This is a genomic window from Kitasatospora sp. SUK 42 (assembly GCF_015776785.2).
In the GTDB taxonomy this organism is placed as follows: Bacteria; Actinomycetota; Actinomycetes; order Streptomycetales; family Streptomycetaceae; genus Kitasatospora.
This window is the reverse complement of sequence record NZ_LFMD02000002.1, coordinates 50,568-70,078: the sequence shown is the minus strand read 5'-3', so window position 1 is coordinate 70,078 and position 19,511 is coordinate 50,568. Positions and strand designations below refer to the sequence as shown.

Below are 19,511 nucleotides of genomic sequence, written 5' to 3'. Positions count from 1 at the left end.
CGGCCCCGCGCCCGCGCCGCGAGGGCCAGGGCGCCCCGGGCGACCCGCGCCGCCAGCCGCAGCGCTCCCGCGAGCTCCAGGCCAAGATCGAGGACGCCGTCCTCGCCCGGCACGACAAGCCGGCCGTCAAGCTGCCGAAGACCTTCGGCGAGCCCGAGGGCGAGCGCCTGCAGAAGGTGCTGGCCCGGGCCGGTGTCGGCAGCCGCCGGGCCTGCGAGGAGCTGATCGAGCAGGGCCGGGTCGAGGTCAACGGCAAGCGGGTCACCGAGCAGGGCAAGCGGGTCGACCCGGACAAGGACGAGATCAAGGTGGACGGTCTGACCGTCGCCACCCAGTCCTACCTGTTCTTCGCGCTCAACAAGCCGGCCGGCGTCGTCTCCACCATGGAGGACCCGGACGGGCGCCAGTGCCTGGGCGACTACGTGACCAACCGGGAGACCCGGCTGTTCCACGTCGGCCGGCTGGACACCGAGACCGAGGGCATCATCCTGCTCACCAACCACGGCGAGCTGGCCCACCGCCTCACCCACCCGCGCTACGGCGTGACCAAGACCTACCTGGCCGCGATCCAGGGCCCGATCCCGCGCGACCTGGGCAAGCAGCTGGCGCAGGGCGTGGAGCTGGAGGACGGCTACGCGCGCGCCGACAGCTTCAAGGTGGTCTCCAACGTCGGCAAGAACTACCTGGTCGAGGTGACCCTGCACGAGGGCCGCAAGCACATCGTCCGCCGGATGCTGGCCGAGGTCGGCTTCCCGGTCGAGAAGCTGGTGCGAACGCACTTCGGCCCGATCGCGCTCGGCGACCAGAAGTCGGGCTGGCTGCGCCGCCTGACCAACCCGGAGGTCGGCCAGCTGATGCGCGAGGTCGGCCTGTAGCCGACCGGTTCGCCCGGAGTTCTTCCGAGGGTCCCCCGCCCGTGGTGGCGGGGGACCCTCCGTCGTGTGTGTGAGCCCGGACGCACGCGCTGGTCACGGCCTTGTCAGCGTCATGATCCGTGGCCGAGGATGGCCACCGGACCACCGCCCCGCCGTGTGGCGGAAGTGCGCCAGCAGGGGTGCCGGCGGGGGTGATCAGGGGCGAACAGGGGGAGACGGACGTCGTGTCCGATGCAGCGCTGGGACGATCCGCCGGACAGGCCCTCGGCCCGCTGGGGCTGGCCGAGCCGGACGGGCAGGTCTACGCGGCCCTGGTGGCCAGTCCGCAGTCCACCGCGGAGGAGCTGGCCGAGAGCTGCGGCCTGACGCTCCAGCAGAGCGTGCGCGCGCTGGACCGGCTGGCGCAGCAGGGCATGGTCACCCGTGCGCCGGTGGACCGGCGGCGCTACCTGCCGGTCGCCCCGGACGTCGCGATCGGCACCCTGATAGGCCACCGGGAGTCCGAGCTGCGGCAGGCCCGGGCCGAGATGCACCGGCTGATGGACGCCTTCCGGGAGGCCTCGCGCTACACCGACCCGGCGCACTCGGTGGAGGTGCTGACCGGCGGCGAGGCGATCGCCCAGCGGCTGGAGCACATCACCGGGACCAGCCAGTACCAGGTCCGCGGCTTCGACCGTCCGCCGTACATCCAGGACCCGGTGGCGCAGCTGCCGCTGCAGCGGCAGCGGATGCGGGAGGGGCTGAGGTTCCGGACCATCTACGACCGGGAAGCGGTGGCCTGGCCCGGCCGGCTGGAGAAGAACATCCTGGTCGGCGTCGCGGACGGCGAGGAGGCGCGGGTGCGCCCGACGCTCCCGATGAAGATGATCATGTCGGACGACCGGATGGCGATCATCCCGATCAGCGTCGGCGACAGCGTGCTGGACGCCGCGTACGTGATCCATCCCTCGGCGCTGCTCCAGGCGCTGGACACGCTGTTCGAGGCGGAGTGGGAGCGGGCCGTGCAGTTGCAGGCCGCGATCGGCACCGGGGAGTCGACGCTGGAGCCGGAGGCCGACCACCGCAAGCTGCTGGGCCTGCTGGCGGCCGGGCTGACCGACGAGTCGATCGCCCGTTCGCTGGGCTGGAGCGCCCGGACCACCCAGCGGCGGTTGCAGAGCCTGATGCGCTCGCTGGGCGCCACCACCCGCTTCCAGGCCGGGATGGCGGCCCGGGAGCGGGGGTGGCTGTGAGTCCCTCCCTCCGGGTCAGCTCCAGGGGCTGAGGGAGACCCAGCGGCCGTCCGCACCGCGTTCGACCTTCTCCAGGCCGACCACGGCGGAACGGTTCAGCCGTCCGTAGATGTGCGGGAACAGGATGCCCGGGGTGGCCCCGGGCGGCGGGGCGCCGTGCGGGGCCTCCCACTTGACCATCGGCTCCACCAGCGCCTCCTCGATCAGCAGCACCATCAGCGGGTCGGGGGCGTCGGGGAAGAAGGCGTTGGCCACCGCGAGCGCCGTCTGCTCGTCCGCCGAGCAGTGGATGAACCCGTCGGTGAGCAGCGACGCGGCGGCGTACGGCCGGCCGGGGTCGGTCAGCCAGTCGTCCAGGGGAGCGAGGTGGAGGATCATGTTCCTTTTCTACCCGTTGTCCTCGGATTGTTCCTGAGCTGCCGTCACCGGCGGACCGGTCGGCCGTCACCGGCGGACCGCTTGTTCAGAGCCCGGCCACCTTGGCGGACGCGGCGATCTCGTACACCAGGGTGAGGGTGTGGCGGGCGCCCGGGGCGAGCGGGACGTCCCAGCGGACGATGCCCTCGGCGTCGAAGGAGTCCGGCGCCGGGGAGCAGTCCTCCTTGCGCAGCCGCACCTCGACCGCCGCCACCTCGGAGACCGGCACCCGTTCGCGCACCGTCACCAGCTGTTCGTCGCGCTCCTCCGGTCCGGAGAAGCGGGACAGGTGCAGCCGGACGGTGCGGGTGGTGGTCTGGCGGCCGGTCAGGGCGGTGGTGGCCTGGCGCTCCTCGGCCTCGCGGACCACCCGGTAGCCGTCCGAACTGCCGAAGGACAGCTCGGCGTCGGCCCCGGTGGCGGTGAAGCGCAGCTCGCCGCGGCCGGTGAAGCCGCTGCCGCGCACCAGCTCGACCGGGCCGGCCAGCAGCGGGTGCCCGGCCGCGTTGCGGAACCGGACCACCTGGGTGACCAGCGGGGACAGCTCGGGGGCGCAGGCGTACTCGCTGCTCGCCGGGCCGGTGAAGGCGCCGAGCGGCACCCGGTGCGCCCGGCCGTCGGAGGGGACGGTGGCCGGGGCGGGGGCGGTCAGCACCCGCACCTCGCCGCCGTCGTCCAGGCCGGGGACGGTGGCGGTTGGACCGAGCTCGCCGATCGCCTCCTCGCGCAGCTCGACCTCGACCGTGCGGCGCTCCTCGCCGGTGCGCTCGCGCAGGGTCAGCACGTCCTCGGTGAGGGCGGGCGGGTCGGTGGCGAGGGCGGAGCGGGCGGTGGAGAAGGTGAGCCGGGCGCCGGTCCAGTCCTCGCCGGTGCGCTGCCAGACCACCGCCTCCGACTCCAGGCGCAGGCCGCCGGCCGTGCTGCCGCTGTCCGTGCCGTCGTTGTTCGTGTGGCCGTTGTTCGTGTCGCCGTTGCCCGTGCCGCCGACGGACAGGGTGGCGCGGTAGGAGGGGCGCCAGAGCGCGCACGGCACCAGGTGGCTGACGGTCAGCTCGGCCGGGCCCGGCCGCTCGGCCTCGACGGTCAGCTCCAGGTGGGCGTGCAGTTCGGCGGGCTCCTCCTCGGCCTCGTCCAGCGCGGTCAGGGCCTGGGAGCGCTCCTGGTCCAGGCGGCGCAGCCGGGAGTGGGTGGCGCGCAGCTCCTCGCCGTGGCGCTCCCGTTCGGCGTCCACCCGGTCCAGCTCGCGGGCCCAGCGGGTGCGTTCGATCTCGCCGACGCCGGCGCCCTCGCCGATCTCGCGCAGCAGGTCGGCGGAGAGCTGGGCGAGCAGGGCCAGCCGGGCGTCCAGCCGGGCGCGGGCTTGCTCGGTCTGGCGGTACTCGGCCTCCAGCGCGTGCAGCCGGTGGCGCAGCGCGGAGTCCTCGGGGCCGGGCGGCAGCGGGGCGCGCGGGGCCCAGGTGCGGACCAGCCGGGCCTCCAGCACCCGGGTGCCGGGGGCGGCGGTCTCGGCGCGCAGGGTGCGGTCGACGGCGAGGGCGGTGAGCGGGCCGAGGCGCAGCCGCTGGACGCCCTCGGCGAGCTCGACGGTCACCGCGCGTTCGACCTGGGCGCGGTCCTCCAGACAGGTGACGGCCGTGACGGGGAGGGGGGCGTCCTGAGTGGGGGTGGTGGCTCCGGTCATCTCTCAGTTCCTCCGGTTTCCGCCGACGATGGCCTTTCCGGCCGGGATCTTGATCTGGTAGCCGCCGTCCAGCTCGGTGCCGCCGCCCGGCGGCAGGTCGACCCGCCAGAGCCGGGTGCCGGGCGGGCACTCCGTCGAGGGGACGGCCGGGGCGTGCCAGTCGGCGCGTTCCTCGATCCGGATCTCGGCGTCGGAGGTGACCGGCACGCGCTCGCGGACCTCCACCGTGACGGGGCGGCCGAGCCGGTTCGCCAACCGGACGTGCACCCGGTGGTCGAGCACGGTGCTGTTGCCCTTCAGCATGCCCGTGGTGGATTCGCGCAGCTCGGTGCGGCGCGCCACCTCGATGCTCTCGGTCACACCGATGCCCAGGCGGCGGGTGCCGCCGGGGGCCAGGGTGGGCAGGGCGGCGGTGAGCAGGAACTCGCCGTCCACGGTGACCTCGACCGGGCCGGCCAGGACGGCGCGGTCGGTGCGGTTGGCGAGCACCAGGGTCGCGTACACCTTCTCCTCGACGGCGGGGACGGTGACGTACTCGGGGCTGACGGCGAGCGGGATCTCGTCCACGGTGACGGTGTGCCAGGTGCCGTCGGACGGGATGTCGGCGGGGGCGGCGGCGTCGTAGCGGTGGTCGAAGGAGCCGGCCGACTCGCGGGGCGGGACGGCGTGGCGGGGCAGTGCCAGGCTGCGGACGCGGGTGCCGCCGCGGCTGCCGGGGAGCGGCTGCTCCGGCTCCTCGTACGCGATCCGCTCGGGGTGCGGGCTCGGGGTCGGGCTCGGGCTTGGGCGCAGGGTGCCGCGGCGGTCGGCGGGGGCGTCGGGGCCGGCCAGCAGGAGGCCGGGGTAGTCGAGCAGGGCCGTGTCGGGGGCGAGGCCGGTGGCGGGCGGTGGGGCGGCGAGGCGGCTGTGGCGGGCCTTCTCCTGCGGGGCGCCGCCGGGACCCTGGGGCAGGGGTGCGGGTGCGGGGGCGATCGCGGGTGCGGGGGCGGCCGCCGGCTTGGGCGCGGCGGGGCGGCTGTGGCGCCGGCTGCGGTGGGTCTCCTCCCGCGGGGCGCCGTAGGCGGCGAAGCCGGGTGGCGGGGGTGCGGGCAGCGGCTCGTCGACGTTCAGGGTGCCGCCGCCGTACGGGCCGGTGGGCGCGGGTTCGTCCGGGAGGAGTTCGGGGCGGGGGCCGGGACGGGCGCCGCCGAGGCGGGCGGCCCGGGCCGGAACGGCTGCCGACACCGCGAGCGGGGCGCCGGTCCGGCGCGGGGCGGGGCGGGTGGCGGTGGCCGTGTCGTAGCCGGTGAAGAGGTCGGACAGGCCGGCCGGGGGCTCGCGCCAGCCGGAGGGCGGCGGGGCGGGCTGGCTGCGGCCGATTCGCAGCGAGGCGAGCCGGGGCAGGTCGGTGCGGCGGTCGAGGTCGGCGGTGGAGAGGGCGAGCCGGACGCCCGTCCAGTCCTCGCCGGTCTGCTGGGCGACGGCGGCGCGCAGGACGAGGTGGCCGGTGTCGGCGCCGGTGCGGTGGGAGAGGCGGTAGGCGGGGACCCAGCGGGCGGCGGGGACGCCGTACTCGAGTTCGAGTTCGAGGTCGTGCCGGGTGTCCGGGGTCGGGTCTCCGGCGGTGCTTCGGGTGCCGGCCCCGGTGGTCAGGGTGAGCAGGACGGTGGCGGCGGTCCCGACCGGTTCCGTCCGGTCGGCGGTGGATCCGCGCTCCAGCCGGTCGGCGGCCAACTCCCGTTCGTGGTCGGCCAGTTCGATCTCACGGGTGAGCTGCTCGGCGCGCTCCTGGAGCCGGGCCAGCCGTTCGTCGACGAAGTCGGCGAGCTCCAGCCAGGCCTCGGCCGGGGTGCGGCGCAGCGGAGCGTCGCGGTGGCGCTGCGGCGGGACGGCGCGCAGGGCGGCGGTCTCGGCGATCGCGGTCTGGACCAGCCGGTGGCGCTCGGTCAGCGCGCTCTGGCGCTCCATGGCCTCGTCCAACTCGCGGCGCAGCTCCGGGAGTTCGTCCGGCGTGCGGAGCTCGGCGAGTGGTTCGAGGCGGGCCTCGACGACCGCCGCACCGGCCGGGCCGGCGAGCACCCGGGCACGCAGCGAGGTGCCGTCCAGCGAGTCGGGCAGGCCGGTCAGCCGCAGCCGTCCGTCGGGCGGGACCGGGACGGTGGCCCGGCGGCGGCACACCGCGCCCTCGGCGTACACCACGACGGAGTGCAGGACCGACGGGTGGGCCGGTACGACCGGCGGTTTCGCCTGTCCGGTGAGACTGCTGTGCTGATCGTCCATGCGCAACCCCTTCGTTCACGTCCGGTGTGTCGTGCCTCGCCGCGCGCCGCCCCCGGGCGGCCAGTCTGCCGCGCTCCGGCGCGGGCGTCGCCGGATTTCCCGGGACGCGGCGTGTGCACTGTGTGGGACGGGGGCGGGAGCGCCGCGGTTGCCCGGGCGGGGCCGTCCCCGGGTGCGGCGGGCTTCTGGGCCGGGCCCGTTCCCGGGGCCGTGGCGGTCTTCGGGGTCGGGGCGGTCCTCGGGGGCCTCCGGGTGGGAGGATGGGCGCGGGTGCTCCCGGCCGACCCCGGCACCTGTCGAGAACCGTCAAGTCGATAACCGTGATCGAGGAGAGCCACCCGCCATGCGCACTGCCGTCGTCGTCGGCACCGGACTGATCGGCACCTCCGCCGCCCTGGCCCTGGTCGCACGCGGGCTGACCGTCCATCTGGAGGACGTCGACCCGGACTCCGCCCGCACCGCCGAGTCGCTCGGCGCGGGCACCACCGAACCGGCCGACGGCCCGGTCGACCTGGCGATCATCGCCGTCCCACCCGCGCTGGTCGGCAAGGTGCTCGCCGACTGCCAGCGCCGCAACCTGGCCCACTGGTACACCGACGTCGCCAGCGTGAAGGCCGGCCCGGGCAGCGAGATCGCCGCGCTGGGCTGCGACACCGTCCACTACATCGGTAGCCACCCGATGGCCGGCCGCGAGCGCTCCGGACCGCTGGCCGCCCGCGCCGACCTGTTCGAGGGCCGCCCCTGGGTGCTCACCCCGACTGCGGACACCGACACCGACACCCTCAACGCCGCGCTGGAGCTCGTCGCGCTCTGCGGCGCCATGCCGATCGTGATGGACGCGGCCCAGCACGACCGGGCCGTCGCCCTGGTCTCGCACGCGCCGCAGCTGGTCTCCTCGCTGGTCGCCGCCCGGCTGGAGCACGCCGACGAGACCGCCATAAGGCTCTCCGGCCAGGGCGTGCGCGACGTGACCCGGATCGCCGCCTCCAACCCCGGGATGTGGGTCGACATCCTGTCCGCCAACGCGGGCGCGGTCGCCGACGTGCTGGAGGAGGTGGCCGCCGACCTCGGCGAGACCGTCACCGCGCTGCGCGCCCTGGCCACGGCCGAGGAGAACGAGCGCCGGGCGGGCGCCGAGGGCATCAAGGCGGTCATGCTGCGCGGCAACACCGGGCAGGCCCGCATCCCCGGCAAGCACGGTGCGCCGCCCACCCGGTACGAGACGGTCGCGGTGGTGCTCGGCGACCAGCCGGGCGAGCTGGGCCGGCTGTTCGGGGAGGTCGGCGAGGCCGGGGTCAACATCGAGGACGTCGTCATCGAGCACTCCGACGGGAAGCAGGTCGGCTTCGTCCAGCTGTCGGTGGCGCCGATGGCGGTCAAGCGGCTCACGGCGGCGCTGCGGTCGGGCGGGTGGAGCGTCCGGGACTGAGGTCTCGGGGCCGGGGTTTCAGGGCCGGGGTTTTCGGGGCGGGGTTTTCGGGGCGGGGTTTTCGGGGCGGGACAGGGGGAGCGGTCTTGATCATCGAGTTGCCGTTGGGGGAGACCCGGCACGGGTTCGCCGGCGAGCCGGTGGACCTGGGGAACGAGCGGTTCCTGCGGGCGGTGGTGGGCGGGGAGTTCCTGATCCGCCACCGCAGCGTCGAGGCGATGGTCGAGCGGCCCCGGGCGCAGCCGCTCCGTCCGGAGGCCACCGGGTTCACCGGGTTCGCCGGGTCCGACGAGCTCGTGGAACCGGAGCCGACCTGGAGCCTGCTGCTGCGCGCCGCCCACGCGGCCTTCGCCGAGCACCTGCCGCTGAGCCTGTCGCCCGACGTGCTCTGGTACGCGGTGGTGCACGAGGTCGCGGTGCACGTACGGATGTACCCGCCGCGCTACCGGGCGCTGTTCTGCGCGGCGGACCGGAGCTCGATGATCACGGTGCGCGACGACTCGCTGGCCGGGGCCGACCCGGACTGGACACGGTCGGTGCACCTGGTGCGGGAGCCGCTGGCGGCCGCGCTCGGGGCGGAGGTCGTCGACCTGTTCCGGCCCGCGTTCTCGACCACCACGCCCGAGGACGCCTCGGCGGCTCTGGTGGCGCTGATGGACGTGGTCAGCCCGTACTACGACTTCCGCTGGGAGACCCGCTGCGGCATCCCGAGGATCCGGCTGGAGGGCACCGCCGAGGACTGGGCGCTGCTGGCGGCCGGGGTCGGCGAGCTGGCGCGGCGCTTCGACTGGCTGGCGCCCTGGTTCGCCGAACTGCGCCCGGTGGTGGACGAGATCGCGGCGACGGCCGCCGGCGGGCCGGTGAACGAGGTCTTCTGGCGCTCGCTGTTCAAGTGGCAGTCGATGTCCGGCGGGCCCCGGGTGACCGGCTGGCTCACCGCCTTCTTCGCCCACACCCAGACCCCCGACGGCCCCCGGCTGCGGCAGGCCTTCGGCTGGCGGGAGGCGGCGAGCCGGGAGTACCACCGGGACGCGTTCGAGGTGAACGACTTCCCCTCGCACGTCTCGAAGGTGCCGTTCGTCTGGGAGTTCCTCGGAACGGAGCGGCCGATGCTGCTGGTCGGCGGGGTGCTCGGGATCGAGCGGGACGGGGAGTTCCTGCGGCCGAGGCTGGGCAGCGCGGTGCTGGAGAAGGGGGTCGGACGGTGATCGTGGAGCTTCCGCTCGGGGACGGGCGGGAACGGGGTGACGCGGCGGAGCTGCTGGACGCCGGCAACGAGGGCTTCCTGGCGGCGGTGGTCGGCGGGGAGTTCACCGTCCACCACCGCAGCACCGGGTCGCTGATGGCGGACCCGGGCACGGCCTCGGACCCGGGCACGGCCTCGGACCCGGGCACGGCCTCGGCCTCGGCCTCGAAGGGGTCGGAGCCGACCTGGAGCCTGCTGCTGCGCGCCGCCCACCTCGCGTTCTGCGGGCACCTGCCGCTGAGCCTGTCGCCGGACGTGCTCTGGTACGCGGTGGTGCACGAGGTCGCGGTGCACGTACGGCTGAACGCGCAGCGGTACGAGGGGTTGTTCACCTCGACGCCCGGCGAGAAGCGGACGATCACGGTCCAGGACGACTCCCTGCTGGGCGCCGACCCGGACTGGGCGCGGTCGATCCGGCTGGTGCGGGAGCCGCTGGCGGCGGAGATCGGTCCGGAGCTGGTGGAGCTGTTCCAGCCGTCGTTCTCGACCACCACGCCGGACGACGTCTCCTCGGCGCTGGTGGCGCTGATGGACCTCGTCAGCCCGTACTACGAGTTCCGCTGGATCTCGCTGTGCGGCATCCCGAGGATCCGGCTGGAGGGCACGGCCGGGGACTGGGCGCTGCTGGCACGGCGGGTCGGGGAGCTCGCGGAGTGGTTCGAGCCGCTCGGACCGTGGTTCGCCGGGCTGCGCCCGGTGGTGGACGAGATCGCGGCGACGGCGGCCGGCGGGCCGGTGGACGAGCAGTTCTGGGGCTCGCTGTACAAGTGGGAGTCGGAGTCCGGCGGGGACTTCGTCTCCGGGTGGATCACCGCCTTCTTCGCCCACACCCAGACCGCGACGGGGCCGCAGCCGCGCACGGACTTCCGGTGGCGGGCGGAGCGGAGGAGGTGGAAGAAGCGGACGGTGGAGACGGGCCCGGCGCGGTTCACCGAGAACTCCTTCCCCTCGCACGTGTCGAAGGTGCCCTTCGCGTGGCAGACGCCGGCCGGGACGCGACGGATGGCCTTCGTCGGTGGCGTGCTGGGCATCGAGCGGGACGGGGAGTACGTCCGGCCCCGGCTCGGGAACGCGGTGCTGGAGGTGGTGCGGGAGGCCGTGGACCCGGCGGTCGAGCAGGCGGAGCTGGCGGCGGCGCAGCTGCCGGAGGGGTGGACGATCGAACGGGTACGGCAGGTGACCGGTGTGGCGGTCGCGCGGCTTCTCAGCACGGATCGCGAGCTACTCGTCGAGTCCCGGGACGGCATGACGCCCGGAGGACGCCCGGCTGCGGTCATCGACTTCGCGGGGGACTGTGTGTTCCGTCCGGTCGGTGACGAGAGCTGGTACCGGGGGTTCCTCGACCACGGGGCCGGTGACATCATCTTCATGCTGCCGCTCGGCCCGGGGCTGGAGTCGGCCCTGCAGAGGCTGGCGGGGCGCTGAGCCGGCGGCGGGGCGCCGAGCCGGCGGCGGGACGGGGTCCGGCGGCGGTCCATTAACCTTGAGGGAGACAATCCCCGGTCGCACGCCCGCGCAGGCGTCGGCTTCCATGCTCAGAGAGAGGTTCGGCCCCGTGGACACTGCCGACCGAGCGCACGCCCCGGTCGTCGTCGCCATCGACGGACCCTCCGGCTCCGGCAAGTCGACCGTCTCACGGGCGGTCGCCGCCCGGCTGGGCCTGAGCTTCCTGGACACCGGCGCCATGTACCGGGCGATGACCTGGTGGATGCTGGCCAACGACGTCGACGTCGACGACCCGGAGGCGGTGGCCGTCGCCTGCGGCAAGCCGGTCATCGTCTCGGGCACGGACGCCGTCGGCCCCACCATCACGGTGGACGGCAAGGACGTCTCCGGCCCGATCCGGGGCCCCGAGGTGACGGCGCAGGTCAGCGCCGTGGCCGCGGTGCCGGCGGTGCGGGCCCGGCTGGTCGAGCTGCAGCGCGGCTGCGCCGGGGTCGCCGAGCGCGGCATCGTCGCCGAGGGCCGGGACATGGGGACCGTGGTGTTCCCGGACGCCACCGTCAAGGTCTTCCTGACCGCCTCCGAGGAGGCCCGCGCCGAGCGCCGGGCGACCGAGCTGCGCGCCAAGGGCGTGGACGAGGCGACCATCACCGCGATGGCCGCTGACCTCACCCGCCGCGACGCCGCCGACTCCTCCCGCAAGACGGCTCCGCTGAGCCAGGCCGTCGACGCGGTGCTGGTGGACACCAGCCGGCTCACGCTGGAGCAGGTGATCGACCGGATCACCGCCCTGGTGGAGGAGCAGGCCGGGCTGTCGTCGGTCTGACCGGCGGGTCGGGTCCGGTCGCCGAGCCCCGACCACTGGTGAGATTCGACCACTGTTGAGATTCGACCGTTGATGGGCCTCGACCACACGTTGAGCCCCGACCACTGATGAGATCCGACCACTGAATGAGACCGCGGGCCGCCGAGGTGCCGCGGAGGAAACCATCGCGCTGCCCCGAGCGGGGCAGGTACGCACGGCACGCCCCTGGGAAGGGCCGGGCCGGGAAACGGAACAGACGAACATGACCGCAGAGCACTCCGCCACCGGGCACGGTGAGCTGGACGCCGCCGACTACGCCGAGTTCATGGCCCTCGCCGCCGAAGAGGGCTTCGACCTCGACGGCTTCGACGCCGTCGACGGCGCCGAGCACGTCCGGCTGCCGGTGCTGGCCGTCGTCGGCCGCCCGAACGTCGGCAAGTCGACCCTGGTGAACCGCATCATCGGCCGCCGCGAGGCCGTCGTCGAGGACAAGCCGGGCGTCACCCGCGACCGGGTCACCTACGAGGCCAGTTGGAACGGCCGCCGCTTCAAGGTGGTCGACACCGGCGGCTGGGAGATCGACGTCCTCGGCATCGACGCCATGGTGGCCGCACAGGCCGAGCTGGGCATCGAGCAGGCCGACGCGGTGCTGTTCGTCGTGGACGCCACCGTCGGCGCCACCGACACCGACGAGGCCCTGATCAAGATCATCCGCCGGGCGGGCAAGCCGACCGTCCTGTGCGCCAACAAGGTCGACGGCCCGTCCACCGAGGCCGAGGCCGCCTACCTGTGGTCGCTGGGCCTGGGCGAGCCGTACCCCGTCTCCGCCCTGCACGGCCGCGGCTCCGGCGACCTGCTCGACGCCGTCATGGCCGCGCTGCCCGAGGCCCCGCCGCAGACCTTCGGCGACGCCGCCCCCGGCGGCCCGCGCCGCATCGCGCTGATCGGCCGGCCGAACGTCGGCAAGTCCAGCCTGCTGAACAAGGTCGCCGGCGAGGAGCGCGTCGTCGTCAACGAGCTGGCCGGCACCACCCGCGACCCGGTCGACGAGATGATCGAACTCGGCGGCAAGACCTGGAAGTTCGTCGACACCGCCGGCATCCGCCGCCGGGTCCACCTGACCGCCGGCGCCGACTTCTACGCCTCGCTGCGCACCTCCGCCGCGCTGGAGAAGGCCGAGGTCGCGGTCGTCCTGATCGACGCCAGCGAGACCCTCGCCGAGCAGGACACCCGGATCATCTCGATGGCCGTCGAGGCCGGGCGCGCCGTCGTCATCGCCTACAACAAGTGGGACCAGCTGGACGAGGAGCGCCGCTACTACCTGGAGCGCGAGATCGAGCGCGACCTCGTCCAGGTGCAGTGGGCCCCGCGCGTCAACGTCTCGGCCAAGACCGGCCGGCACATGGAGAAGCTCGTTCCGGCGATCGAGACCGCGCTGGAGGGCTGGGAGACCCGCATCCCGACCGCGCGCCTGAACGCCTTCCTCGGCGAGCTGGTGGCCGCCCACCCGCACCCGATCCGGGGCGGCAAGCAGCCGCGCATCTTGTTCGGCACCCAGGCGGGCATCCGGCCGCCGCGCTTCGTGCTGTTCGCCTCGGGCTTCCTGGAGGCGGGCTACCGGCGCTTCATCGAGCGCCGGCTGCGTGAGGAGTTCGGCTTCGTGGGGACGCCGATCTCGATCTCGGTGCGGGTCCGGGAGAAGCGGAAGAAGAAGTAGTAGTAGTCGTCGCTGCGGTGTTGCATCGCGGCGGCGCGTAGTGCAGGGGCTCCGTCACCGTGGTGGCGGGGCCCCTGTGGTTTTTGGGCGCCTTTCGGGGTCAGTGGTGCTCGCCGTTGCGGCCCGGGGGGAGGGAGAGCATCTGGCGGTGGCGGCCGCCACCGCCGCTGGACGGGGCGGTGGCCGGGCCGGGGATCGGAGCGGGGGCCGGGGGTGCGGGCGGCGCGGGCGCCGCGTGCGGGACGGGGCCGAGGTAGCCGGCGGCGACCCAGCCGTGGCCGTTGGTGAACTGGGGGGAGGGCGGGGCGCCCTGCGCGGGGGTGGGGTCGGGCGCGGGCTGGCCGGGGCCCTCGTTGGCGGGGGCCGTGGGCTCGGGGTGACCGACGGCGTGCGCCGCGGTGTGGCCGGCGGCGTGGGCGTGGGCGTGGGCGGGGGCTGTGGCGTGGCTGGCGTGGGCGTGGGCGGGGGCTGTGGCGTGGCTGGCGTGGGCGGGGGCGTGCGCTGTGGCGTGGCTGGCATGGCTGGTGTGACCGGCGGGGCGGGCGTGCTGCGGCTGCGGCGGCATGAACTGGGGGAGGCCGGGGGGCTGGCCCGCGTAGGTGTGGAAGGCCTGCTGCTGGGGCGGGTACGCGCGCTGCTCGCCGAGCAGCGGGTAGCCGTCGCGGACCGCGAAGCCGGTGAACTTCAGGTCCTCCTCGCCCGAGCGGTCGCCCGGCAGGGCGCGGAACAGCCGCCGGAACTCGGAGTACAGCTCGTCGTAGATCGGGGTCGTCGAGTGCGGGTGCTCCGCGTCGTACGACGGGCGCATGCCCGGGATCGAGCGGGCGGCGGTGGCGGACCGTCCGGCGGGCGCGGGGACGTCGTAGCTGTACACGTAGGGGCCAACGAGTGAGAGGCCGCGGGGATGCGGGAGAGCGCGTTCGTACGGCCGTCAGGGAGCGGGGCCGGGCGGGGTTGCGGGGGCGGTGCGGTGGGCGAATCGGGCGCGCCAGGCGGACCGGGCGCGCCGGGCGCGGCGGAGGGCGGCCGTCGGTGATCGGGGCGGCCGCCCTCCGGGGGCGGGGAAGTGGCGGCGGATCAGGTGCCGGCGAGCGGGAGGGAGGCGGCGACCACCTGACCCAGCGCCACCGCGCGCTCCAGCGCCTGGCGCAGCAGGTCCTCGCGGGGCTGGCGGCCGACCATCCCGGCCGGGACGGCGTACATCGTCACCTCGGCGAGCTGGCTGGCGGCCAGCCGCCATGCGTCGGTGACCTGGAGCGGCTGGTGCGCCTGCCACCAGCCGGTGCTGCCGCCGGCCGCGGCGGGCTGCAGGATCGCGTGCAGCCTGCCCATCGCGACCAGGACCGACCAGCCGGGCAGCTGCTCCGGGGTCTCGTCGAGGTCGACGACCTGCTGGAAGCCGGCGTCCTGGAGGAGGTCGAGGAACTCGTCCTCGCCCGAGGTGCTGCCGGGGCGGCCGACCGGTCCGGTGGGCTCGACCACCAGTGAGGCGTGCCCGACCTTGCCGTGCAGGATCAGCCCGCAGGTGATGCCGAGGATGGCGGCCTGGCCGGGGGCGGGCGGCTGGGCCGTCGGCTCGACGGGGGATCCCTGGGCGCGGGCGTTCTGCCCGGCCTGCCCGGGCAGGGCCTGTCCAGGTACGGCTTGTCCGGGCAGGGCTTGTCCGGGCACGACGGACGAGGGCATGGCCTGCGCGGGTACGGACGGCGCGGGCTGGGACTGGCTGATGCTGCGGACGGCGCCGACCAGTTGCTCCTCGGAGACCGGGACGACCTGGGAGGGGATGCAGCGGGCGTGCGCGAAGGCGAGGACCGCCGTCTCGTCGCCGACGAACAGCACGGTGCTGGTGGGTTCCGCGTGGGTGTCGCCAAGGGTGCGGCAGGAGGTGCATTCGTAGCTGTCGGGGGCGCGGTCGCCGCCGAGCAGGCGGTCGGCCTCGTCGTCGCCGATCTCGGACCGGACCTCGTCGCTGACGTCGAGCATGCGCGGCACAGGGTCTCCTCGGATGGGTGTGGATGGGGTTCGGGGGCGGACACGGGGAGGTCTCCATGCCCAACGGGCCCCTGTGTCAGGCGTCACGGGTGCGCGTCGTGGCTGACGGTAATTGCCCCGGATCCGACCGCACTGAGTGCTCTTGTGGTCGCAATCCGTCGATGTCGATCACGGGGCTGCCGGAATGGAACCGTGAGGTGAGTCACGCGATCGGGATGTTTGATCTAGGAATCGATGGTTAAAGCGGACATTCCGGGCGCGATTATGTGGCTCTTACCGCCGGTAACCCTTTGCTGAGCTGGGGAGACCGGTGGAGTTTTGGTTTCCCCGTCAACCGGCTCGTAGCTTCTTGGGCGGCGCAACGAGCGCCACCCGGGTTCACCCCCGACGCACGGCCCCCCGGCTCCGACCGGGTGCGGCAGGTGCCCGCCGACGCGATCGCTCGAACAGGTCGCCGGCGAGCGGCTGGGTGGCCGGGGCGGCAGCGGCACGTCCGACACGTGCACGGCCGCCCGACGGACGCGGCAAGCGAACGCGGCCCTCTCCAGGGTCTGGTTCCGCATGCCCGCCCGGGGCTGTCGAGAGGAACCCCATGACCTTCCGTCACGAGACCGCCGCTGCCACCACCTCCACCGCCACCAAGCGCAACCGCGTGCGGATGGCGGTCGTGGCGGGCGCCGCTGTCGCGGCCCTGCCGGTGGCCGGCCTCGTCACGGCCACCTCGGCCTCCGCCGCCTCCGTCTCCACCTGGGACGCCGTCGCCCAGTGCGAGAGCGGCGGCAACTGGGCCATCAACACCGGCAACGGCTTCTACGGCGGGCTGCAGTTCACCTCCAGCACCTGGGCCGCCTTCGGCGGGACCGCCTACGCCGCGCAGGCCAACCAGGCCACCAAGGCGCAGCAGATCGCCGTCGCCGAGAAGGTCCTCGCCTCGCAGGGCCCGGGCGCCTGGCCCGTGTGCTCCGTCAAGGCGGGCCTGACCAAGGGCGGCACCCCGGCCGCCGTCGACACCTCGGCGGCCGCCACCGGCTCCGCCGCCGCCAAGCCGGCGCAGACCCCGGCGCCGAAGACCGCCACGCCGAAGGCCGCTGCCGCGCCGAAGGCTGACGTCGCGCCGAAGGCCGCCCCGAAGGCTGCCCCGAAGGCTGACGCCGCGCAGAAGAAGGCTGCCGTCGCGCCGAAGGCCGACGTCGCGCCGAAGGCCGCCAAGCCGGCCAAGGGCGGCTACACCGTCAAGTCCGGTGACACCCTGAGCTCCATCGCCGCCGCGCAGGGCCTGGACTGGCACGACCTGTACCAGAACAACGCCAAGGTCATCGGTGGCAACCCCGACCTGATCTTCCCGGGTCAGACCCTGAGCATCTGAGGCCCCGTGAGCGGCTGACACCGGCTGCTCGGCCTGCCCTGGCCGCTCCTCCGCCGCGCGGGGGAGCGGTCGTCGGCGTTTCCGGTGACCCCCGCGTTCCCGTTGTTCTCGCCGGTGGCGGGGCGTGTGACGGTGGGGTCCCCGTCGGATTTCCGCCGGGCCCCCGTCGAGGTGGCGCGGGAGGATGGTGGGGTGATCCAGGGTGAGCTGTTCGGCGACTTCGGCGACCTGCCCGGCGACTCCGCCGCGCGGGAACGCTCCGAGCCCGCCCCCGGGGCAGTCCTGCTGCCCGGCTGGCTGGACCGCGCCGCACAGCTGCGCCTGATCGCCGCCTGCCGGGAGTGGGCCCGCCCGCCGGCCGGGCTGCACACCGTGCGGATGCCCACCGGCGGGGCGATGTCGGTGCGGATGGTGAGCCTCGGCTGGCACTGGTACCCGTACGGGTACCGGCGGGTCGCCGAGGACGGCGCGCCCGTCAAGCCGTTCCCGCCCGAGCTGGGGCGACTGGCCCGTCGGGCGGTGGCCGAGGCGTACGGGGGCACGGCGGCGGAGGTCGCGGGCGCGGCCGCGTACGCGCCCGACACGGCGATCGTCAACCACTACCCGCACGGCGCCCGGATGGGCCTGCACCAGGACCGTGACGAGCGGACGGACGCGCCGGTGGTCTCGCTCTCGCTCGGCGACGGCTGCGTCTTCCGGCTCGGGAACACCGAGACCAGGAACCGGCCGTGGACCGACTTCGAGCTGCACAGCGGTGACCTGCTGGTCTTCGGCGGGCCGGCCCGGTTCGCGTACCACGGGGTGGTGCGGACGATGGCCGGGACGGCGGATCCGGCGCTGGGGCTGGTCGGGCGGCTCAACATCACGGTGCGGGAGTCGGGGCTGGGGGCGTAGGGCCGGGAGCCGGGGGGTAGGGAGCCGGGATCCGGGAGCAGGGATCCGGGGGGGGGATCCGGGCGTGGCAGGGATCCGGGAGTCCGGGCCGCCTCGGATCGACTACTCGTTCGAGTGAACCGGGCGCCGGGGGGCGGTGAGCGGGAATGACTCGGGTCGCCGGAGAATTCGAGTGAGCTGGAGAATTCGATCCGAGACACGAGAGGAAACGTGCGCATGGGTACCCCCGTCGACGACCTCGTCGATCTGCTCGACCTGGAGCAGATCGAACTGAACATCTTCCGCGGCCGCAGCCCCGAGGAGGCTCTGCAGCGCACCTTCGGCGGCCAGGTCGCGGGGCAGGCGTTGGTCGCGGCGGGGCGCACGGTCGAGGGCGAGCGCCCCGTCCACTCGCTGCACGCGTACTTCCTGCGCCCCGGGGTGCCGGGCGTGCCGATCGTCTACCAGGTCGACCGGATCCGCGACGGCCGCTCCTTCACCACCCGCCGGGTGCTCGGCATCCAGGGCGGCCGGTCGATCTTCTCGCTCACCGCCGCCTTCCACAGGCCGGAGGAGAGCAGCATCGAGCACCAGTACCCGATGCCGGTGGTCCCCGCGCCCGAGGAACTGCCCAGCGCCCTGGAGGAGGTCGGCTCCCGGCTCGGTGAACTGCCCCCGTTCATCAGCCGCCGCCAGCCCTTCGACATCCGCTACGTCGAGCGGCTGCGCTGGAACGAGGAGGAGCTGGCGGGCGTGGAGGCGCGCAGCGGCGTCTGGCTGCGGACCATCAGCAAGCTGCCGGACGATCCGCTGATCCACGTCTGCGCCCTCACCTACGCCAGCGACATGACGCTGCTGGACGCCGTCCGCGCCCCCGTCGAGCCGCTGTGGGGCGCCCGGCACTTCGACATGGCCTCGCTCGACCACGCGATGTGGTTCCACCGGCCGTTCCGGGCCGACGACTGGCTGCTCTACCAGCAGGAGTCCCCGATAGCCCACGGCGCGCGCGGCCTGGCGCGCGGGCAGCTCTTCGACCGGAGCGGGCAGCTGGTCGTGTCGGTGGTGCAGGAGGGTCTGTTCCGGCGGCTGGAGGACTGAGCACCGGCGCCCCGGCGGTCGCGCGGGTCACCGGGGTGCTCGGGTGTTGCCGCCGGATTGCGCTTCCTTGCGGTGTCCTTGCGGTGCATTGCAGTCTCCTTGCGGTTCCGTGGATTCCCGGGGCCGGGGAATGATCCGTCCCCGCGGGCGGTGTTGTGGAGGATGACCGAGACGGACGGCTCGAACGGCGGGCCGCCCGCGAACCGGAACGGGAGGGTGAACAGATGACGGCGACGGCCGTTGAGGACTGGAAGCACTGGAGCGACGCCCGGGCGGCGTCGGTGAGCGCGCCGCACGGCCAGCTCGCACTCACCGGCACCCACTGGCTGGACACCGAGCCGGTGGAGATCCCGGGCCTGCCCGGGCTCTGGTGGGCCGACGCCGAGGGCGTCCGGGTGCGGGCCGCGGCGGGCGACGGCATCACCGTCGCGGGCGCCGACGGTCCGGTGGACGGCGAGGTGCTGCTGCGCGCGGACACCGACCCGGCCGCCGACACCGCCACCCTCGGAGACCTGGTGCTGGTCCCGATCGAGCGCGAGGGCGAGCCGGCCCTGCGGGTCTTCGACCCGGCCGCGCCCCGCCGGGCCGCCTTCGCGGGCATCTCCGCGTACCCGTACGCGCCCGAGTGGGCCGTGCCCGCAACCTACACCCCGTTCGACGGTGAGGCGCAGTCGGTGGTGGTCCCGAACGCGGACGGCAAGGACCGCCCGCTGGTCATCACCGGGAAGATCGAGTTCACCGTCGCCGGTGAGCACCGCACGCTCAGCGTCGGCCGCTCCGGCGACCGCCTCACCGGCGTGATCGCGGACGCGACCAGCGGCACCGACACCTACCGCTTCCGCTTCATCACCCTGCCGGCGCCGGACGGCGAGGGCCGTACCGTCCTCGACCTCAACCGGGCCTACCTGCCGCCCTGCGCCTTCGCGGACCACTTCATCTGCCCGTTCCCGCCGCCGGGCAACCGGCTGGACTTCGCGGTGGAGGCGGGGGAGAAGCAGGTCCTCACCCGGTAGAGCCGATCGACCCCCGCGCGGTGCTCCCCGGTGTTGCGGGGACCCGGCGCGGGGGTCTCGGAGGG

The 19,511-nt window shown here is 74.4% G+C and carries 16 protein-coding genes; 11 read left to right on the top strand and 5 right to left on the bottom strand.

What is annotated here, in order from left to right; translation table 11 throughout:
- Together RZ50_RS28710 and RZ50_RS00255 are read left to right on the top strand one after the other, a co-directional pair.
- A partial coding sequence (locus RZ50_RS28710) for a pseudouridine synthase (protein ID WP_196950231.1) occupies positions 1-875 on the top strand: 875 nt, incomplete at its 5' end.
- Between the two features lie 224 nt (positions 876-1,099).
- Positions 1,100-2,107, top strand: coding sequence for a helix-turn-helix domain-containing protein (locus RZ50_RS00255; protein WP_196950230.1), 1,008 nt, complete (start codon positions 1,100-1,102; stop codon positions 2,105-2,107).
- A 15-nt stretch (positions 2,108-2,122) separates the two neighbouring features.
- Here the strand turns inward: RZ50_RS00255 and RZ50_RS00250 are convergent, their stop codons facing one another.
- From RZ50_RS00250 to RZ50_RS00240, 3 genes are all read right to left on the bottom strand, one after another.
- Complete coding sequence (locus tag RZ50_RS00250; protein ID WP_196950229.1) at positions 2,123-2,485, bottom strand: DUF952 domain-containing protein; 363 nt, start codon at positions 2,483-2,485, stop codon at positions 2,123-2,125.
- Between the two features lie 85 nt (positions 2,486-2,570).
- Positions 2,571-4,205: a mucoidy inhibitor MuiA family protein gene (locus RZ50_RS00245; RefSeq protein ID WP_196950228.1), complete on the bottom strand. Its 1,635-nt coding sequence runs from the start codon at positions 4,203-4,205 to the stop codon at positions 2,571-2,573.
- Between the two features lie 3 nt (positions 4,206-4,208).
- Positions 4,209-6,464: a DUF4139 domain-containing protein gene (locus RZ50_RS00240; protein ID WP_217680157.1), complete on the bottom strand. Its 2,256-nt coding sequence runs from the start codon at positions 6,462-6,464 to the stop codon at positions 4,209-4,211.
- A 343-nt stretch (positions 6,465-6,807) separates the two neighbouring features.
- Here RZ50_RS00240 and RZ50_RS00235 point away from each other — a divergent pair, with 343 nt between their 5' ends.
- From RZ50_RS00235 to der, 5 genes are all read left to right on the top strand, one after another.
- Complete coding sequence (locus RZ50_RS00235; protein WP_196949552.1) at positions 6,808-7,893, top strand: prephenate dehydrogenase; 1,086 nt, start codon at positions 6,808-6,810, stop codon at positions 7,891-7,893.
- Positions 7,894-7,979: 86 nt separating this feature from the next.
- A complete protein-coding gene (locus tag RZ50_RS00230) occupies positions 7,980-9,101 on the top strand; it encodes a DUF4419 domain-containing protein (RefSeq protein ID WP_196949551.1) in 1,122 nt (373 codons plus the stop codon).
- Entirely contained in the window at positions 9,098-10,564 is a 1,467-nt protein-coding gene (locus RZ50_RS00225) for a DUF4419 domain-containing protein (RefSeq protein ID WP_308271035.1), read from the top strand. Before RZ50_RS00230 ends, RZ50_RS00225 begins: the two co-directional genes overlap by 4 nt.
- A gap of 106 nt (positions 10,565-10,670) precedes the next feature.
- Positions 10,671-11,408, top strand: a complete 738-nt coding sequence (cmk, locus tag RZ50_RS00220; protein ID WP_196949550.1) for a (d)CMP kinase — start codon at positions 10,671-10,673, stop codon at positions 11,406-11,408.
- A gap of 241 nt (positions 11,409-11,649) precedes the next feature.
- Positions 11,650-13,104: a ribosome biogenesis GTPase Der gene (gene der / locus RZ50_RS00215; protein ID WP_196949549.1), complete on the top strand. Its 1,455-nt coding sequence runs from the start codon at positions 11,650-11,652 to the stop codon at positions 13,102-13,104.
- Positions 13,105-13,204: 100 nt separating this feature from the next.
- Here the strand turns inward: der and RZ50_RS29805 are convergent, their stop codons facing one another.
- Together RZ50_RS29805 and RZ50_RS00205 are read right to left on the bottom strand one after the other, a co-directional pair.
- Positions 13,205-13,978: a hypothetical protein gene (locus RZ50_RS29805; protein ID WP_217680412.1), complete on the bottom strand. Its 774-nt coding sequence runs from the start codon at positions 13,976-13,978 to the stop codon at positions 13,205-13,207.
- 203 nt (positions 13,979-14,181) lie between these two features.
- Complete coding sequence (locus tag RZ50_RS00205) at positions 14,182-15,096, bottom strand: hypothetical protein (protein WP_196950945.1); 915 nt, start codon at positions 15,094-15,096, stop codon at positions 14,182-14,184.
- 592 nt (positions 15,097-15,688) lie between these two features.
- On the opposite strand from RZ50_RS00205, the gene RZ50_RS00200 reads away from it, so the two are divergent.
- The 4 genes from RZ50_RS00200 to RZ50_RS00185 all read left to right on the top strand — a co-directional run bounded on the left by RZ50_RS00200 (position 15,689) and on the right by RZ50_RS00185 (position 19,446).
- The gene (locus RZ50_RS00200) at positions 15,689-16,462 is read left to right on the top strand and encodes a transglycosylase family protein (protein WP_217680156.1); all 774 of its coding nucleotides are present in this window, start codon (positions 15,689-15,691) and stop codon (positions 16,460-16,462) included.
- A gap of 228 nt (positions 16,463-16,690) precedes the next feature.
- On the top strand, positions 16,691-17,356 hold the full coding sequence (locus RZ50_RS00195; RefSeq protein ID WP_196947440.1) for an alpha-ketoglutarate-dependent dioxygenase AlkB: 666 nt from the start codon (positions 16,691-16,693) through the stop codon (positions 17,354-17,356).
- Positions 17,357-17,572: 216 nt separating this feature from the next.
- Complete coding sequence (locus tag RZ50_RS00190) at positions 17,573-18,433, top strand: acyl-CoA thioesterase II (RefSeq protein ID WP_196947436.1); 861 nt, start codon at positions 17,573-17,575, stop codon at positions 18,431-18,433.
- Positions 18,434-18,657: 224 nt separating this feature from the next.
- Positions 18,658-19,446, top strand: coding sequence for a DUF1684 domain-containing protein (locus RZ50_RS00185; protein WP_196947435.1), 789 nt, complete (start codon positions 18,658-18,660; stop codon positions 19,444-19,446).
- Positions 19,447-19,511: the final 65 nt, after the last annotated feature.

Excerpts from the sequence above, each read along its gene's own strand:
- cmk (WP_196949550.1), top strand. The coding sequence starts at position 10,671 with ATGCTCAGAGAGAGGTTCGGCCCCGTGGACACTGCCGACCGAGCGCAC.
- RZ50_RS00200 (WP_217680156.1), top strand. The coding sequence starts at position 15,689 with ATGACCTTCCGTCACGAGACCGCCGCTGCCACCACCTCCACCGCCACC.
- RZ50_RS00190 (WP_196947436.1), top strand. The coding sequence starts at position 17,573 with ATGGGTACCCCCGTCGACGACCTCGTCGATCTGCTCGACCTGGAGCAG.
- RZ50_RS00245 (WP_196950228.1), bottom strand. The coding sequence starts at position 4,205 with ATGACCGGAGCCACCACCCCCACTCAGGACGCCCCCCTCCCCGTCACG.
- der (WP_196949549.1), top strand. The coding sequence starts at position 11,650 with ATGACCGCAGAGCACTCCGCCACCGGGCACGGTGAGCTGGACGCCGCC.
- RZ50_RS00250 (WP_196950229.1), bottom strand. The coding sequence starts at position 2,485 with ATGATCCTCCACCTCGCTCCCCTGGACGACTGGCTGACCGACCCCGGC.
- RZ50_RS00235 (WP_196949552.1), top strand. The coding sequence starts at position 6,808 with ATGCGCACTGCCGTCGTCGTCGGCACCGGACTGATCGGCACCTCCGCC.
- RZ50_RS00240 (WP_217680157.1), bottom strand. The coding sequence starts at position 6,464 with ATGGACGATCAGCACAGCAGTCTCACCGGACAGGCGAAACCGCCGGTC.
- RZ50_RS00185 (WP_196947435.1), top strand. The coding sequence starts at position 18,658 with ATGACGGCGACGGCCGTTGAGGACTGGAAGCACTGGAGCGACGCCCGG.